Here is a 16,271-nt window from a genome sequence, read left to right as displayed (position 1 = left end):
GATTCCTTTAGCAAATTGCTAAAGGAATTTCTATTCCGTAGGTAACTTACTTATATCAATAACCGGCGCTTTTCCATTTGCTGCCCGCTTAAAAGGCGTATTCAGCGGCACCAATTCATCAAAAAAGCCGCCGTTCTTTAAAAAGAACATGCCGCCATTGCTGCCGCCTGCATAATCTTTACGATAGTTGGCTTTGGCGGTTGCATCGCCGGTATAGGTGGCACCGATGGTTTCGTACCATTTATCGTTGGCATCGCCGAGCCATTGGTTTTTAAAATTGGCGAGTCGGATCTGGTCGCCGCTGTCGGGTTCGAAATTTTCTACAAAAGAATACAAGCTGGTTAAATAGGTATCGGTTTGCGGGCGGCTGAAACTGGCCACCAGCAACCATTTATCTGCTGCAACATCTTTAAACCAGGCGGTATAAGTGGTGTGCCTACTAACTTTATCAGGCTCGGCACGCAGCAGGAAAGCATAAGTTTTGCCGGCTTGCCATGGGTACAGCATATAGCTTTGTCCGCCCGAGCCTTCGTCGCCAAACTCGCCACCGTGTACCGTTGCACCTTTTTTCAGGAGTTTTACTTTGAGGCTATCGGGGATGCTTTTAGGGTCATCGGTAGTAAAGGGGCTCCATACGGAGAACAGCACGCGGCGTTCGGTGGGCGAATTTACCTGCATACCAAAATAGCCGCCGCTAAATCCGTCTGCCATAAAATAAGAACCTACCACATCCATCTTCGCGGGCACGCTGATCTCGTTATAAAACCATTTTACTTCTTTTTTAATTTCTCCCGGGATATCGTAACGCAAATGTACCGACGGCCCGCGCCGGCCGAAGTGGTAAGAAGAGCCAACCCTTACATAAGTAAATTTCTTCTCGTCTTCTGCGCCCGTAATAATAAGATCGGTTACATCGGCGTAACGAGGACCCGTTTTGCTCAACCCTTTCAAACTAACTTTTACATAGCCTGCCTGCCCGATATTTATTTTGCCGATGGCTATGGTGTCATAGGCAGCATTACTAAACTCCTTTGCAAACAGTGTTTTGCCAACGGTGATGCTGATCTTACTTTTCCCAGCGGGTACGCGTAAACGCAATGATAGCGTTAACTCCTGCTTATCTGGCACGCGGAAATAAATATTGGCGGTTGATTTTGGGCTTGTCCATTGCATCAGGCCGTCGTCCGTTATCAGTGCGCTGCCGTTGACCCAGGCATTTCCTCCAAGCGGAATTACAACTGGTTTTTCATCGCCAAAGGCGAAAGCAGTAAGTCCAAGAAAACAGGCTAATAGCAACAAGATCTTCTTCATAAGCAGAGAATGAGAACGCTAAATTAAAACTATTCCCATTTGATTACCATGGTTTCTTCTGTATCAATACTGATATGGTTGCCCCCCGTTTTGCCACCCTTGTTGGCAAATAACACCATCGGTTCGGGTGAGTTACCCTGCATCACAAGGTTGAACTCCTTGCGCTCAGCAGATTTATTGACGATGATGGTTAATGTACTGTCGCCGCTGCGCATAGTCTTCATCAGCATGCCTTTTTGCGGTGTTTCGAACATAAAAGGGATAGTCAGGCCGGAGTAATCGAGCGCCGATTTCAGGAAAATGTTAAGCCCGGTATAATCTTCCAATAACCTGCTGCCCAAACCGATCATCGACGGGATCCACCATGCCTCCCCTCTGCCGTAATTGTTTTTCACCGCACATATCTCCTTGTCGTTGCCTGCTATCGCGGTGCCGCTGGTTGGGCGAAGCAGCCCTGTCCATTGAAATGCGGGAAGCAATGTACCGGCAACGGTGAGGTCTGCTATATTGTCGATAGCTTTATACTCCAGAATATCCGCGCCAAACATAGCCTTCAACGGCGAACCCAGCCTCATGGTGCCAACCGCATTCTCGTCGTAATAACCGGTAAGTCCGTCGGCTATGAGTTTGCCGCCTTTCTGCACAAAAAGGTGCAAACTTGTCCAGTATTTGGATGGAATAGATACCTGGTGCGCAAGGATAATGCAGATTCCTTCATAACTCTCCTTCGAAAAATCAAACTCGCTGATCTCTTTAAAGTTCACCTGCAACCCGGCCTCGCTCAAAGCTTCAAAATAAGCCAGCGCCGATTTCATTACCCCGCCCTCGTCGCGGCCTTCGTAGCTTTTGCCGTGCATTTGCAATGTCCTCTCTATCCAAAGCGATTCGCGGGTGTAAAGGATGTTGATGCCCGATTCCACTTCTTTCGCGCTTTCAAACAGGTCGATGTTATCATTAATAACATTTGATACTTCCATAGCCGCCAGCATCCGGTCGCTGGGTTCGTTCAGGTAATTCAGCATGGCCCACTCGCCGGCTTCAATGCCCGAAGAGCGTGGATTAAGGCACCAGAATATCGCGCCCTTGCTTTCGGTACCCATCGCAATCCAAAGCCATTGGCAAATTTCTTCAGCGGTGGGGCAAAGCGCTAAAAAACCGCTGTAGGTATTATTCCCGCCCTGCAATTCGGTCATAAACCAGGGGATCTCGCCTGCGCCCGAGCGGATGATCTCGCAATTAGCTGCAACGGCCAAAGCATACTGCTCCCGGTTAAAATAGCCAAAATGCCAGCTGGCGTGCGCTGAACCGCCAAGGCTGGTTAAAAAGCTGCGCCAGGCCGGGAAATCGTACTCCGTCACATTTTTAAATATGGCGTGGTTGTTTACGTGGATAATGCTCCCCTCGTCGTATTTATGGATCTCATCGGTAAGCCATTGCAAAAACCAGGTGTTATAATAGAGGTGAAAGCGCTCATCAGCAAAATCGAAATGGTCGTAACCCATGCTGTTATATTCCGGGTTCGCCTGCGCGGCTTTCAATTCCTGGTATTTATCGGTGGCGTATTGTTCTTGCGGAAAATGCCCAACGCCCGGCTCATTCACCGGTACCCAGCCATAACATGCACTGAACTGCTTAAAGTGCGGTACAACATTTTCAACATATCTCGCTATGGCAATTAAATGATCCTCATCCTTAGGGAACTTCAATCCCCCGAGATCGGTAAATGCCGTTGCCGGGAACAGGTTGCCATATATTTTGATGCCATACTTTTCTGCTGCTTTGTAGGCCAAATCAAACAAAGTAAAATCCCAACTACCATCCGGCTTATGCATATAGGTTTCGAACAGGCGGATACGGGTTACCTCCATCCCGGCTTCCTTCAATCGCAAAAACCAGGTATCTATCTCTTCGGGCCTTTGCCCTGGCTCTATAAAAACCTCCGCGCCTATCATCAGCGGTGTAGCTTCTTGTTTTGATGAGTACTGCATGCTTTTTATAACCGCAGCGCCTAAGAATGGTTTGGATACCGTTAACGCTATATAACCATTTCAAGCTAAGGCGTTTTTACCAGCTCGAAACGCTTTTTTTTAACGTTCCAATTAATAGTTAAATAATCAGAGATACCTGTTCCATGTTTATCAATCATTACTATTTCAAAATAATAGGGTTTGATCTGAACCATTTTATAGCCATAAAAATCTTCTCCACTTACCTGTACATCAACGGTTTCCTTTCTAAAAAGGACGTTATTTTTTACCTGGTATAATGTATCCGTAACTTTCCCGGCTTGCTCCTTTACGATATATAGATGTTTGAATATGTTTTTTTTGATATAATCAACGTATAAGCTGCCGATAATTTCCCCGTTTTTGTCTTTAAAAGTTTTTAAAAGGGTTGAAGCAGCATGTTGTTTACTAAGCGCGCTTTTATTTGTTTGAGCCCGGAGGGTCACAGTATAGCAAATTATAAATATCATGCTAAGGGTAAAATTTTTCGTCATGTTTGTTTATCTTTTTATTTAATAATTATTGTACAACGCTTTTCTGCAGCATCAACATCCTGACTTAAAATTTGCATCCAAGACGACTCTGCTGTTAAACCAGCGCTCCGGCAGTTTGCTCTTAAAGAATCGGCGTTAATCACTAAAATTGATTCCGCCGCTTTCATTCTCGTGTTCATTATCCCCGTTTGGCCACTTTTGATAATTTTAGGATAGCTTGTGCCATCAAATTCAGAATCAGGTTCACAAAACCACCTTATATTTCTACCAGCTATATTGGTATCGCAACATTCATACTCGTCAATAAGGAAATCAGATTTGGTATTATTGATGATCGTAACCTGCAGATCTGGCGAGTGCTCAAAAACACATGATTGACACAACCATAAAATCAATATCGTTGTTAGTGCTTTTTTCATTACTGCAAATTAAGGTTAATATCTAACATCAATTCTAAATAATTTTAATTGGATCAAGGGTTTACCTGCCCCACAACAGCAATCCCGTTAATTAAAACTACCTTCACCAAAATGCAGGATCGCGAATTGCGGTGCACCCAGTTTGGAACAAACCTTCAGCGACCTCATCGACACCTACCTGGACACTCAAGTAGGTATCTCCGAAGATTTTCTCAGCCTCGCCCTTTCCGGCCATTTAAAGGATAACCTCATTGCTTTATTTAAAGATAAGCTGATGCTTGCCGCCGGCACCGGGAACGATACGCTAGTGGCGCACAACAAACTGGTACGGGGCGACAGCATTTACTGGCTTGACCGCAAGCATAACGATCCGCACGAGAACGCTTTCTTCGACCTGATGGACAGTTTCATCGAATACCTTAACCGAACCTGCTACACCGGTATTACCGGCTATGAGTTTCATTACACCCTGTACGAAAAAGGCGCCTTCTACAAAAAACACCTCGACCAGTTTCAAAACAACGGCAGCCGCGCCTACTCCATGATCATGTACCTGAATGCCGGCTGGGTACTGGCCGATGGCGGCGAACTATGCATCCATCACACCGGTCCTGAGCAACGTATCTCGCCAACTAATGGCAAAAGCGTGTTCTTTAAAAGCATCGAGATGGAGCACGAGGTAATGGTTACTACGAAATCGCGGATGAGCATCACGGGTTGGTTAAAGGTGAATTAATAGTAGTTTTTACCTTTTAAAATCCTTGTGTAGCCCATTTTATATGCTTTTATTTTGATAAATTGCTGCAAAGAAAAACGATGCTTTCCCGCCTTTCCACAATCATTTTAATAAGTTTTATTTGTTTGAATGCTAATGCACAAGTTGCACTCGAGTCGCAACGCGTGGCTTTGAAAAAAGGCGTCAGCATGGATTTGAAGATCCCGAAAGGGTATCATATTACTGTCGCTGCCGAAGGCATGCGCCGCCTGCGTTTCCTGGCCAAAAGCCCCGACGGACGGTTATTTGGTACCGATATGCACAGCCTGGCAGATAATAAACGGGGAAAAGTCTACATTTTCGAAAACTGGGACAACACCGCAAAGCAGTTTAAAAAGATAACACTGTTTGCGGCTAAGTTGCATAACCCCAACCAGGTAATGTTTTATACCGATAAGGGCGTAAACTATATTTACATAGCCGAAACCGGTAAACTCTCCCGTTATGAATACCATGCCGGTGATAGTACCCTGCACGGCACGCAGCAGATCCTTGCCCGCTTTCCCGATCAGGGGCTGAGTTATAAATATGGCGGCTGGCACCTCACCCGCAGCCTGGCGCAGCATAACAACAAGATTTACGTAAGCGTAGGCAGCAGCTGCAATGCCTGTGTAGAAAAGGAAGCCATCCGCGCCTCCATCATCGAAATGAATCCCGACGGCAGCGGACAAAAAACCTATGCCACGGGCCTTAGAAATTCCGTAGCCATTAAGTGGATAAAAGATAAACTTTGGGCCACCTTCATGAGCCGCGACCTGATGAAACCTGATAACCCCGAGGACCTTTTCGGTACTATTGAGCAGGGTAAAAATTACGGCTGGCCCTGGTACGCCCAATACAAACAGCAAATTTACCCCGATCGCCAGATGATGGATTCTGCCGAGATCCAAAATATCACCCCGCCGCCAAAGCCGCCCCTCGCCTATTGCGGTTTTAAAGCGCATTCGGCTCCGCTGGGCTTCGACCTGTTCAGCAACTTTAACGATGCGCAGTTAAACGGAAACTTCCTGGTGGCGTTGCACGGCTCTACCAGCGTGTGGCGGCAACGCGGCAATGCCGTGGTGATGGTAACCGGCAGGGATAGGTATGTGGAGATAGTAAGCGGTTTCCAGGTGGGTAAAAAAAAGAGCGACCGGCTTGGCCGCCCCTGCGATGTAATGATGAATGATGCCAACTCGTTTTTTATAACCGATGATAAAAATGGCGCGTTGTATTATGTATGGAAGTAACAATATTCAATATCCGCTGTCAAAACGCACAAGGAAAAAGAGGTATTATCTTTTTAATGCCTGATTATCCAATAAATTTATATTTTTGATTACACGAGAACCTGATCGATGCCTTATCAACCCGGCCTGCATATTTTAGCTGAATTTTCTGTTGCTGCTGTCACAAGCCTCTCGGCATCTGCTCCCTGTAAGTTATTTTTCGATGGGCTGATCGCCGAGTACGGGTTGGAGAAAGTAGGAGAAGTTTATCATGATTTTAACGGCGCGGGTTTTACCGGTGTGGTTTGCTTAACAGAATCGCACCTTTCTATCCATACCTGGCCGGAATTTAACCTCGCCACCTTCGATATTTTCCTGTCCAACTATCAAAAAGATAATTCTGAAAAAGTAAAAGCGATATACAATCGCGTATTAAGCTTTTTTGAGGCAACTGAAATTAAAAAAACCGAACTGGTAAGGTAATATGGCTACAATAAACCTAAGATCTTTCCCTTACGCAGAGGATGTTGCCTGCCCCAAATGCAAGCAGCAAATAACGCTTTACGACCCCGAGGGGAGCGAATACTGTGTTTGTATCTCCTGTAGCTCATTCATTCATTTTACTAATAACGATACTGCCCTCATTCAAAAGCAGGCGGACCCGATAGATCAACAACCGGTGCTCAAGCTGGGCAGCGTTGGTATGTTTAAAGGCTATCAGTTTAAAGTAATTGGCTACGTAGAAAAGAAGGAACAAGGCGCTTCCTATGCCTGGCGCGAATATATCCTGTATAACTACGAAAAAGGCTACGCCAACTTTGCCGAATACGACGGGCACTGGACCTTTGTTGCCGGTAAAGAATTTTATCCCGCCCTGGGCGAATTAAAAAACCGGGGCTGGACGTTTATTAATTACGAAGAGAACGAATACACGCTTTTTAGTAAATATACCGCGGTTACCACAGGCCTTATTGGCGAGTTTGACTGGGATATTTTGTTTGAACGCCCTAAAACAACCGAATTTGTAGCCCCTCCGCAAATTCTTTATATAGAACATGTACCCAATCAAACTGCCGGTCAGTTTTACCTGGGCGAGTATACCGAGCCTGCCGTTATCGCCGATGCTTTTAAAACAGACATCAAGCTGTTTCCTGAAAGGGTTGGCATTGGCGCCAATCAGCCATCGGTTCATGCGAAAAGGTGGTTCGCGATATATAAACTTATCCCGGTGATTGTCCTGCTGCTGGCAGTGGTTGGCTTTGGAGGGTCGTTCATATCGCCGGAATATCAGGTACTGGATAATTCCCGCAATATAGAAAGGGACACCACCAAGGCCAATGAATTTAAGCCTTACATCACGCCCTCATTTGAATTGAACAAGCAATCGGCACTAAATTTTAAAATACAATGTGCAGTTGATAATAACTGGCTGGAGGCTACCGTGGTGCTGGTTAACGAGAAGAACAACCAAAGCTGGGAAGTAACTGAAAGCATTGAATATTACCATGGCGTTGAGGGCGGCGAAAGCTGGTCGGAAGGTTCGCAGGAGGCCGATGTGTTGCTTTCTGCCATCCCGGCGGGCAAATATCATTTAAATGTTTATCCTGCGGCCGGCGATAATAATATAAAAGCGGCAGACCCTACCCTTAACATTATACCCGAACCCGGCATTCCGAATATCAACACCTCCGTGGGAGATATCAACGTAAAAACGATCCACATTAATGTTACTGCAAACCCTATTATATGGAAGAACTTTTGGGTTAGTCTTTCATTACTTTGCCTGTACCCGCTGTACACCTGGTGGCGAATGCGCAACTATGAAAAAAGGCGCTGGATGAACAGCGATTATTCACCTTACGAAACAGAGGAATAATGATGAAAACTATTAAAGACGCACGTTATTACCTGATTTTTGTACTACTTGTTGTAGGGTACTACGCCTATTCGGCAATCAACGGTATTGCTTTTTGGGAAAGCAGCAGCGTAACCCGCAACACCGAATACAACAACAATACCCGCACAAGGGGCGTTCACGCATTTTATCACAAATAAACCATTAACATTATGAGCTTACATGATTTAATTAACTTCAAATACATTATCGCTTCGGTATTGTATTCTGTAATAGGTATCGTTATTTTGCTGGTGTCTTTCTGGATAATTGAAAAGATAACCCCCGAAAATTTATGGAAAGAGATCGTACACAATAACAACACCGCTCTGGCTATCGTTTGCGCCTCGTTTATGATAGCGGTAGCTTTGATCATCAGTTCTGCTATACACGGGTAGGCTTATGAACAAAAAACTGCATGCGCTGCTGCTGATCTCCGTTTTTGTAGTAGCAACCTGCGGACTTATCTATGAGCTTATAGCGGGCACATTAGCCAGCTACCTCTTAGGCGATTCGGTAACTCAGTTCTCTACCATTATTGGGGTGTACCTGTTCTCTATGGGGATAGGCTCCTGGGTATCCAAATACTTCGAAAAAAATATCATTTCGTGGTTTATCCAGTTAGAGATCCTGGTGGGCCTGGTGGGCGGCACCAGTTCTACCATTTTATTCCTCGTGTTCGAGAGCATCGCCTCGTTCCGCATTATCCTTTATAGCCTGGTGGGCATTACCGGCATATTAGTGGGCCTGGAGATCCCGCTACTGATGCGCATATTGAAAGACAGGTATGAATTTAAGGACCTGGTATCAAAAGTATTCACCTTCGATTATATCGGCGCTTTACTGGCCTCGCTCATATTCCCCTTGTTGCTTATCCCGTATCTCGGGCTGGTAAAAACATCCTACCTGGTAGGTATCCTCAATGTGGCGGTAGCGCTTATTGTTTGCGTAAGCTTTAAAAAGGAGATAAAAGCCGCGATATACCTGCAAACAAGCGCCGTTATCAGCATACTTGTCCTTTTGGTGGGCTTTGTTTACGCGGGCGTTATCACCAATTTTTCGGAAAGCCTCACCTATGCCGATACCATCATTTACGCTAAAAGCACGCCGTACCAGCGCATTATACTTACCAAAAAAGGCAAAGTGCTGCGCTTGTTTTTAAATGGCAACCTGCAATTTAGTTCCGATGACGAATACCGGTACCACGAAGCATTGGTGCATCCCGGTTTGCAGGCTTTGCCCAACGCGCGCAATGTGCTGGTAATGGGCGGCGGCGACGGGCTGGCGGTACGCGAGATCTTGAAATACCCCAATATAAAGAGCATAACCCTGGTAGACCTGGATAAAGGTATGACGGGCCTGTTCAAATCAAACCGGATGCTGCTGGGCCTCAACAAAAACTCGCTGTTATCGCCAAAGGTAAAGGTGATCAACGCCGATGCATTTACCTGGCTGCGGCAGGATAAAACCAAGTTTGATTTTATGGTGATCGACTTCCCCGACCCTTCAAATTATTCCGTGGGTAAACTTTACACCAATTCCTTTTACAAACTGGCCAAAGGTGTGCTGGCGCCGGGCGGCATTATGGTTATTCAGGCAACATCGCCGTATGTGGCGCCCAAATCCTTCTGGACGGTTGATACCACCCTGCGTTCGGTAGGCCTGCATACTATCCCTTATCATAATTACGTACCATCATTTGGCGAATGGGGGTATATTATGGCAACAGAAAACCCGGTATACAAAAAGCCATCAACGTTTTTACCGGGGATGCGCTTTATCACCAAAGAAAGCCTCGACCTGATGTTTTACTTCCCAAAGGATATGGCCAAAGTAAAAACAGAGGTTAATAAGTTAAACAACCAGGTGCTGGTAAAATATTTCGAAGATGAGTGGTCGTCCGTTTTATAAACGCGCATGCTTTGTAAACGCGCTGAGCCGCCGTTCGTTCCTGCTCAAAGCGGGTATTGTTACAACGGGGATCCTATTAAGTGGCTGTATCCGTAAGCTTAAACCAAACGGGGCTTATAAAAGCATAAAAGGCAGCATTAAAGGCCCCAATGCCAAAGCCGGCCACATCCTGCGCGATAAACTGCCCTTACCCGCTCCCTCGGGCACCCGAAATGTAAATACACTTATCATTGGTGGTGGTATCTCGGGCCTTTCGGCAGCACGCTGGTTAAAAAAACAGGGGTATGATGATTTTGAATTGCTGGAGTTGGAAGACCATGTGGGTGGTAATTCACACTCGGGCAAAAACAGCGTATCGGCATACCCGCTCGGCGCGCATTACATCACTATAGCCAATAACGAGGATACGCTGCTCACCGGCTTTTTACAGGATTGCGGCGTAATCACCGGTTTTGAGAACAACCTGCCGGTTTACAACGATTATTACCTGTGTTTCGACCCGGAAGAGCGCCTGCTGATCAACGGGCAGTGGCAGGAGGGCATCGTGCCCGATTTTGGCTTGCAGCCGGAAGATAAGGCGCAGGTAAAGCAGTTTTTCGCGCTGATAGACGAACTTAAAAAAGCAAAAGGAACTGATGGTAAATACGCTTTTGATATCCCGATAGATGACAGCTCGGCCGACGAAAAGTATCGCGCCTTGGATGGCATCACTTTTAAAGATTACCTGCATCAGCAAAAGCTTACCTCTGTTTATTTGCTCTGGTATTTAAACTATTGCTGTAAGGATGATTATGGGCAGAGGATAGATAAAGTATCGGCATGGGCGGGGATGCACTACTTCGCCTCGCGACGTGGAAAGGCGGCAAATGCCGATACCAACGCCGTGTTAACCTGGCCCGAAGGCAATGGCTGGCTAACCAAAAAACTGGCCGCCGAAGTAAGCAGCCATATCGTAAAAGGCCATATGTGTTACAGCATCGCGCATAACCCACAAGGTAAGGTGGTCGCTTCTATCTACGATATAGCCAAAGGCACAACAAGCCTTATAACGGCGGATAACGTTATAATGGCCACCCCTCAGTTTGTAAATCAAAGACTTTTTAAAGATAGCGTAACCAGACCCGTTGATTATGCCGAACTGAATTATTCGCCCTGGTTTATTGCCAATATTACGGTTAACAGCTTGCCACAGGCAAAAGGCGCGGGCCTTTGCTGGGATAACGTGGCCTACGATACGCCATCGGTAGGGTATGTAAATGCCGGGCAGCAAAGTGTTAAGCTAACCGACAATAAAAGGGTTTTAACCTGGTACCTCCCCCTGTGCGACCACGAGCCGCGTGTGGCACGATTAGCAGCCTATACCCGCACTTACGAACAATGGATGGACATGATGATGCCCGAGCTGGAATACATGCATCCGGGTATTACAGATGCCATCGGAAATGTGGAATGCTGGATCTGGGGCCATGGTATGATATACCCGGCCGTAAACTATATTTGGGGAGCAAACAGGAAAGCGGCGCAGCAGCCCGTAAATAACAGCCTTTTTTTTGCTCATACCGATCTTAGCGGGGTATCCATTTTCGAAGAAGCGTTTCACCAGGGCATCCGTGCCGCCAACCAGGTTTTAGCCAGCTATGGAAAACAAGCTAACACATAAACAGCCCTGGCTGCATTCGCCTGTTATCGACGGGGTGTTTATCCTGTCGCCACCGTTTGTGGGCTTATTGCTTGTTATTTGCTTTCCCGCGCAGTTCCAGGCCGCGTCTGCCATACCTGTTTACTACTGGTTGTTCTTAGTGGTTTTTATTGATGTTGCCCATGTGTACAGCACACTTTACCGCACCTATTTTAACCAGGGCGCATATAAAAAAAATGCTTTTTTAATAGTTGTGCCCATTGCTTGCTATATGGTTGGGGTGCTGCTTTACAGCTATAGCGGGATGCTTTTTTGGCGGCTACTGGCTTAACTGGCAGTTTTTCATTTTATAAGGCAGCAGTATGGGTTTATGCGGCTCTATTCCAGGCAGGAAGGTGATAACTTTTGGTTCAGGGTTATCGATAAGATCGCTATTTACACCGCTACCATTTACCCCTTGTTTTACTGGCATTTGGAGGGGAACAGAAACTTCAGCTGGTTTGTAGAGAATGATATCCTGTCGTTTCATTCGCCCTTGTTGCTTGGTTGGGGTTCTGTGCTTTATCTTTTAATTATCGCCCTTTATGTAATTAAAGAAAGCATCTACATCCTTCGTACCAAAGCATTTAACCGGCCTCGTAACTTACTCATAGCGGGTACTTTTTTATCCTGGTATTTCGGCATTATATACTTTAACGGCGACCTGGCCTTTACTACCCTTAACGTGATCTCCCATGGCATCCCCTACATGGCTTTGATATGGATCTTTGAGAAAAAAAGGCATCAAAAAGCTAATAACAGCCAAAGCCTCATTTTAAGGTACACTTTTAGTAAATATGGCGGCGTGCTGTTTTTTGTGTTGCTGCTCGCCCTTTTCGCCTACCTGGAAGAAGGCCTGTGGGATGGCATGATCTGGAAAGAGCATGGCAGTGTGTTCGGTATGTTCTCGCACCTTCCGCAGATCAGCAATGAGCAGACACTCGCGCTTCTGGTGCCGCTGTTGTCGCTGCCCCAGTCTACCCATTACGTGCTCGACGGTTTTATATGGAAGATCAAAAAAGAAAAGCAGCTTAATAATAGTTGATGATTATAATATCTCAACATAGCCGTCTGTCCCATTCACTCTTATCCTCTGCCCGTCTTTGATCAGAGTAGTGGCATTTTCTACGCCTACAACTGCCGGCAAGCCATATTCGCGTGCGATAACCGCGCCATGGGTCATCAGGCCGCCGACTTCGGTTACCAGGCCTTTTATGGATACAAATAAGGGTGTCCAGCTGGGGTCGGTAAAGGTGGTCACCAATATATCGCCATCTTCCAGTACCGCATCTTCCATGCTTAAAATAACACGTGCCCGCCCTTCAATAACTCCCGAAGAAACAGGCAGGCCCACAATAGCACCTGCCGGGAGGTCTTCCCGCTTGTATTTCCCCGTAATGATCTCGCCGTCGGACGTGATCACGCGCGGCGGGTTCAGTTTTTCATATAACTTGTGATCTTCTCTCCGATTATTGATGACTTGCTGATCGAGTTTATTGGTACGTACCACCTCGTGCAGCTCCTCGAAAGTGAGATAGTATATATCTTCCTTTTCACGAATAACCCCGGCTTGCACAAGTCGTTCGGCTTCTTTTAGTAAAGCCTGCTTATAAACAAAGTAGCGGCTGATCATGCTATATTTTGGGTACTCCCGGTACCCGGCAAATTTCCTCACCAGGTTTATCATTCGTTTTGTTTCTGCAGCTTTTTGCTCACCATCGGGCAGTTCCATTAAGCGGCGTAATAGCTCTTCCTCTTTTTTAAATGCTTCCTGCAGCCCTTGGTCAAATTTCAGTTTGGCGGCACCGGGCCCAAAGTTTTTAATGTTACCGAGGATCGTCGGGACAAGGGTAATTGGTTTTTCGCTCCAGCGGGTTTTGGTGATATCAATTTCCCCGCTGCATCGCATGCCATATTTGTCGAGATAAGCATGGATAGCGTCCCGGGCTTCCTCTCCGCCATCAAATTGAACCAGTTTATCCAAAAAATCATCCTCTTTTACATCCTGCAAATAGGCCACTATACCCGGATAAGGGCGAATAACATCCGCCACATCCAATAGCGCCAATCCCATTTCGGATGTGATATTGTTGGGTACAGATTGTGCGATCGCATCCGCCGCGTTTTTTTCGCCCAGCCATTCCTGCATTTTTTCATTGATCCAAAATGAAGCATCCATGCCGGCCATGATGACAGCCAGGCTTTTGGAGTCGGATATCACTTTTTTTAGCTGCGGAATGTCCTCCAGGATAAAATCAAATAACGCCGGCCCCGATTTGGTTTGTATGTTTTGTTTGGCCAGCTCTATAGAGTTTTGGCTGTTGCCGATGAGGTGAGCAACAATATCCGGCTCATTTTCGATCTCTGCCTGTGAAACCGAAGGCTGCATAACTCTATTGGTTGGGGCTGGATTTTGTTCTTCATCTGGTAAGAGTTTTATAAAATCGGGCCGCTCAATGATGGTCACTAATGCGTCTTTTATCAGCGGGTCGGATTTCCCCAGGGCATCCACAACCCATTTCCGGCTGGCTGGCGATGCCAGGTACTGCGTTACATCTACAAATAACCTTCCACCGGCTTTGCGCATGGGTGCCGGCGTGATCAGCAGGAAAAAAGACAATCCCAATGGTTTCATCGGGTCAGTCATCATTTGCTGATGGCCAACGGATACGTAAACATGATTGTCCTGGTCATTCGTCTCGGGGATGGGGAATAAAGTAGTGATGGGGCGGCTCTGCACGATATAAAATGTATCGTCGGCCAAACACCATTCAATATCCTGCGGACTGCCGAAATGTTCTTCTATCTTCCTGCCCACGCGTTCAAGCATCAAGATCTGTTCATCCGTCAGCGCCTGGCTATTCTGTTTTGCGGGTTCGATCTTCTCTTCTATCGTACCGCCACCTTTTAAGGCGTAAATTGCCAGTTTCTTGGTGGAGATCTTCTTATCGATAATATTTCCGTTGCACACTTTATAGAGATCGGCGTTCACCAGGCCCGACACCATAGCCTCACCCAACCCAAAGCCGGCATCGATAGATACTATTTTCCTGTTAGCGGTAACAGGGTCGGCAGTAAACAGGATGCCTGCCGCCTGCGGGAAAACCATTTGCTGAACAACTACAGCCAGATGCACTTTTCGGTGATCAAACCCGTTTTGCAGGCGGTAAGTTACTGCCCTATTTGTAAACAGCGATGCCCAGCATTTGCTGATATGTTTGATAATAGCGGCCTTCCCGATGATGTTTAAATACGTATCCTGCTGCCCCGCAAAGGATGCGGTGGGCAGATCTTCCGCTGTTGCACTGGAGCGCACGGCAAACGCCTCATTTTCATCAAACTTTGCGAGATGCTCTTCAATCACATCCACTATACCTGCGGGAATAGGCGTTATTTCGATGGCCTCGCGGATCTTCGCGCTGATCCCGCTGATATTTTTCCGCTCGATCGCATTCAAATGCGCCAATTCATCAAGCAAGCTATTAAGTTCCCGGTTGTTTTCGGTTATTTTTTTATACGCTTCGGTGGTAACGCAAAAGCCATCGGGTACCCGTATTTCTTTGATGCCAAACAATTCGCCGAGGTTAGCGCCCTTGCCACCGGCAACCATGAGCCATGCTCGGTCGATTTCCTTTAAAGAAACCACATAGATGTTCTGCGAGCTTTCTAAAGCTTTATGTTTGTTTTCCGGCATCATATTTTTGGCTTTTTAGGATGTACAAAGCCAAAAATATAAGGTAGAATTTATCAAAACACGGTTTTTTAACTATATTTTTTTAGCCGCAATATGATGAAAACATGGCCGTTATCTATACAACGAAACAGATTGAAGAGATTGTTATTGATTAGCTTTTTATGCCGCTTGCAGACCGGTTTTTTATTGGGGGTGTAGATTACCCTGCGCCAAATCTAAGCGGCGAATTTCGCCGAACTGGCATTGTAATATTAGAAACAAAAAAAGCGCTTAGATCTCTCTAAGCGCTTTGATTTTCCTGCGGAATGGACGGGTCATGAACTCGGTTCACAACATATTCATTATCTGTATCTTATGTAAAACAAATTTCAAGTACTTTATGAATCACGCAATGCAAACATTGTGATTCTAAATCGTTGAATAAAAATAGTAATTAATCTTAAGATTTCCATCAATGTTTTTTGTAAATAATTACAGCTGACTTATCAATATTTGAAACAATTGATAGATCACTCAAAGTTTTTAATTGATGTGCTAGGTAACCATAAAAGATGTTCGACTCCCTATGATGGTATGAGCAATACTTAGGTTCGAGCCCAGTCAGGAGCTCAGGGACAAGGTTATTATCATTGCACCCCAATGGATACTTCTCGAACCATTTTATAGATGATTTGAGAAGATTGGCTTCATTAGCTGTGTTATGAAATACGTGGTTCGAGTCCATTCTCTGGATAGTCCCAAAAACCGTTTGGACATTAAAACTTACCCTCAAAAGAATCATATACCACATCCTAAATATCTTCTACCGAATTCTCATTGCATATTGGTTCCCTGAAAAATTTAAAGCAAGTTTGTTCAGCTAAAGACCAACAGACGGTATG

Annotated in this window: 15 protein-coding genes; 10 read left to right on the top strand and 5 right to left on the bottom strand. The window is 45.8% G+C overall.

Annotation, left to right across the window (positions count from 1 at the left end):
* Positions 1 to 30: 30 nt before the first annotated feature.
* The 4 genes from IDJ77_RS26980 to IDJ77_RS26965 all read right to left on the bottom strand — a co-directional run bounded on the left by IDJ77_RS26980 (position 31) and on the right by IDJ77_RS26965 (position 4,230).
* Positions 31 to 1,311 (bottom strand): DUF3472 domain-containing protein, encoded by a 1,281-nt coding sequence (locus tag IDJ77_RS26980; RefSeq protein ID WP_191192113.1) that lies wholly within the window; start codon positions 1,309 to 1,311, stop codon positions 31 to 33.
* A 29-nt stretch (positions 1,312 to 1,340) separates the two neighbouring features.
* Complete coding sequence (locus IDJ77_RS26975) at positions 1,341 to 3,299, bottom strand: beta-galactosidase trimerization domain-containing protein (protein WP_191192112.1); 1,959 nt, start codon at positions 3,297 to 3,299, stop codon at positions 1,341 to 1,343.
* Positions 3,300 to 3,364: 65 nt separating this feature from the next.
* On the bottom strand, positions 3,365 to 3,811 hold the full coding sequence (locus tag IDJ77_RS26970) for a hypothetical protein (RefSeq protein ID WP_191192111.1): 447 nt from the start codon (positions 3,809 to 3,811) through the stop codon (positions 3,365 to 3,367).
* Positions 3,812 to 3,825: 14 nt separating this feature from the next.
* The gene (locus IDJ77_RS26965; protein ID WP_191192110.1) at positions 3,826 to 4,230 is read right to left on the bottom strand and encodes a hypothetical protein; all 405 of its coding nucleotides are present in this window, start codon (positions 4,228 to 4,230) and stop codon (positions 3,826 to 3,828) included.
* 142 nt (positions 4,231 to 4,372) lie between these two features.
* Between IDJ77_RS26965 and IDJ77_RS26960 the strand changes: the two genes are divergently transcribed.
* The 10 genes from IDJ77_RS26960 (at position 4,373) to IDJ77_RS26920 (ending at position 12,741) form a co-directional block, all read left to right on the top strand.
* A complete protein-coding gene (locus IDJ77_RS26960; RefSeq protein ID WP_191192109.1) occupies positions 4,373 to 4,966 on the top strand; it encodes a 2OG-Fe(II) oxygenase in 594 nt (197 codons plus the stop codon).
* Positions 4,967 to 5,154: 188 nt separating this feature from the next.
* Positions 5,155 to 6,234, top strand: coding sequence for a PQQ-dependent sugar dehydrogenase (locus IDJ77_RS26955; RefSeq protein ID WP_191192108.1), 1,080 nt, complete (start codon positions 5,155 to 5,157; stop codon positions 6,232 to 6,234).
* 108 nt (positions 6,235 to 6,342) lie between these two features.
* Positions 6,343 to 6,696, top strand: a complete 354-nt coding sequence (locus IDJ77_RS26950; RefSeq protein WP_191192107.1) for an S-adenosylmethionine decarboxylase family protein — start codon at positions 6,343 to 6,345, stop codon at positions 6,694 to 6,696.
* Position 6,697: 1 nt separating this feature from the next.
* Positions 6,698 to 8,089: a DUF4178 domain-containing protein gene (locus IDJ77_RS26945; RefSeq protein ID WP_191192106.1), complete on the top strand. Its 1,392-nt coding sequence runs from the start codon at positions 6,698 to 6,700 to the stop codon at positions 8,087 to 8,089.
* The gene (locus IDJ77_RS26940; RefSeq protein ID WP_191192105.1) at positions 8,089 to 8,268 is read left to right on the top strand and encodes a hypothetical protein; all 180 of its coding nucleotides are present in this window, start codon (positions 8,089 to 8,091) and stop codon (positions 8,266 to 8,268) included. The genes IDJ77_RS26945 and IDJ77_RS26940 overlap by 1 nt, the downstream gene beginning before the upstream one ends.
* Positions 8,269 to 8,280: 12 nt before the next feature.
* Positions 8,281 to 8,505 carry a DUF350 domain-containing protein gene (locus IDJ77_RS26935; protein WP_191192104.1) on the top strand — a complete coding sequence of 75 codons (225 nt, stop codon included), beginning with the start codon at positions 8,281 to 8,283 and terminating at the stop codon, positions 8,503 to 8,505.
* A 4-nt stretch (positions 8,506 to 8,509) separates the two neighbouring features.
* Positions 8,510 to 10,018 carry a polyamine aminopropyltransferase gene (locus IDJ77_RS26930; RefSeq protein WP_191192103.1) on the top strand — a complete coding sequence of 503 codons (1,509 nt, stop codon included), beginning with the start codon at positions 8,510 to 8,512 and terminating at the stop codon, positions 10,016 to 10,018.
* A complete protein-coding gene (locus tag IDJ77_RS26925; RefSeq protein WP_191192102.1) occupies positions 9,996 to 11,678 on the top strand; it encodes an FAD-dependent oxidoreductase in 1,683 nt (560 codons plus the stop codon). Before IDJ77_RS26930 ends, IDJ77_RS26925 begins: the two co-directional genes overlap by 23 nt.
* Positions 11,656 to 11,988 (top strand): hypothetical protein, encoded by a 333-nt coding sequence (locus IDJ77_RS27760; protein ID WP_224751258.1) that lies wholly within the window; start codon positions 11,656 to 11,658, stop codon positions 11,986 to 11,988. The genes IDJ77_RS26925 and IDJ77_RS27760 overlap by 23 nt, the downstream gene beginning before the upstream one ends.
* Positions 11,989 to 12,027: 39 nt before the next feature.
* Entirely contained in the window at positions 12,028 to 12,741 is a 714-nt protein-coding gene (locus IDJ77_RS26920) for a hypothetical protein (protein WP_224751257.1), read from the top strand.
* A gap of 3 nt (positions 12,742 to 12,744) precedes the next feature.
* On the opposite strand, the gene ppsA is transcribed toward IDJ77_RS26920, so the two are convergent.
* Positions 12,745 to 15,393 carry a phosphoenolpyruvate synthase gene (gene ppsA / locus IDJ77_RS26915; protein WP_224751256.1) on the bottom strand — a complete coding sequence of 883 codons (2,649 nt, stop codon included), beginning with the start codon at positions 15,391 to 15,393 and terminating at the stop codon, positions 12,745 to 12,747.
* Positions 15,394 to 16,271 lie beyond the last annotated feature (878 nt).

It is taken from the genome of Mucilaginibacter pankratovii, assembly GCF_014773265.1.
Lineage (GTDB): Bacteria > Bacteroidota > Bacteroidia > Sphingobacteriales > Sphingobacteriaceae > Mucilaginibacter > Mucilaginibacter pankratovii.
Note: the sequence above shows the minus strand (reverse complement) of the source record. Positions and strands in the feature narration are given on the sequence as shown.

Excerpts from the sequence above, each read along its gene's own strand:
- ppsA (WP_224751256.1), bottom strand. The coding sequence starts at position 15,393 with ATGATGCCGGAAAACAAACATAAAGCTTTAGAAAGCTCGCAGAACATC.
- IDJ77_RS26980 (WP_191192113.1), bottom strand. The coding sequence starts at position 1,311 with ATGAAGAAGATCTTGTTGCTATTAGCCTGTTTTCTTGGACTTACTGCT.
- IDJ77_RS27760 (WP_224751258.1), top strand. The coding sequence starts at position 11,656 with ATGGAAAACAAGCTAACACATAAACAGCCCTGGCTGCATTCGCCTGTT.
- IDJ77_RS26945 (WP_191192106.1), top strand. The coding sequence starts at position 6,698 with ATGGCTACAATAAACCTAAGATCTTTCCCTTACGCAGAGGATGTTGCC.
- IDJ77_RS26935 (WP_191192104.1), top strand. The coding sequence starts at position 8,281 with ATGAGCTTACATGATTTAATTAACTTCAAATACATTATCGCTTCGGTA.
- IDJ77_RS26925 (WP_191192102.1), top strand. The coding sequence starts at position 9,996 with ATGAGTGGTCGTCCGTTTTATAAACGCGCATGCTTTGTAAACGCGCTG.
- IDJ77_RS26950 (WP_191192107.1), top strand. The coding sequence starts at position 6,343 with ATGCCTTATCAACCCGGCCTGCATATTTTAGCTGAATTTTCTGTTGCT.
- IDJ77_RS26970 (WP_191192111.1), bottom strand. The coding sequence starts at position 3,811 with ATGACGAAAAATTTTACCCTTAGCATGATATTTATAATTTGCTATACT.
- IDJ77_RS26965 (WP_191192110.1), bottom strand. The coding sequence starts at position 4,230 with ATGAAAAAAGCACTAACAACGATATTGATTTTATGGTTGTGTCAATCA.
- IDJ77_RS26940 (WP_191192105.1), top strand. The coding sequence starts at position 8,089 with ATGATGAAAACTATTAAAGACGCACGTTATTACCTGATTTTTGTACTA.
- IDJ77_RS26930 (WP_191192103.1), top strand. The coding sequence starts at position 8,510 with ATGAACAAAAAACTGCATGCGCTGCTGCTGATCTCCGTTTTTGTAGTA.
- IDJ77_RS26955 (WP_191192108.1), top strand. The coding sequence starts at position 5,155 with ATGGATTTGAAGATCCCGAAAGGGTATCATATTACTGTCGCTGCCGAA.
- IDJ77_RS26920 (WP_224751257.1), top strand. The coding sequence starts at position 12,028 with ATGCGGCTCTATTCCAGGCAGGAAGGTGATAACTTTTGGTTCAGGGTT.
- IDJ77_RS26975 (WP_191192112.1), bottom strand. The coding sequence starts at position 3,299 with ATGCAGTACTCATCAAAACAAGAAGCTACACCGCTGATGATAGGCGCG.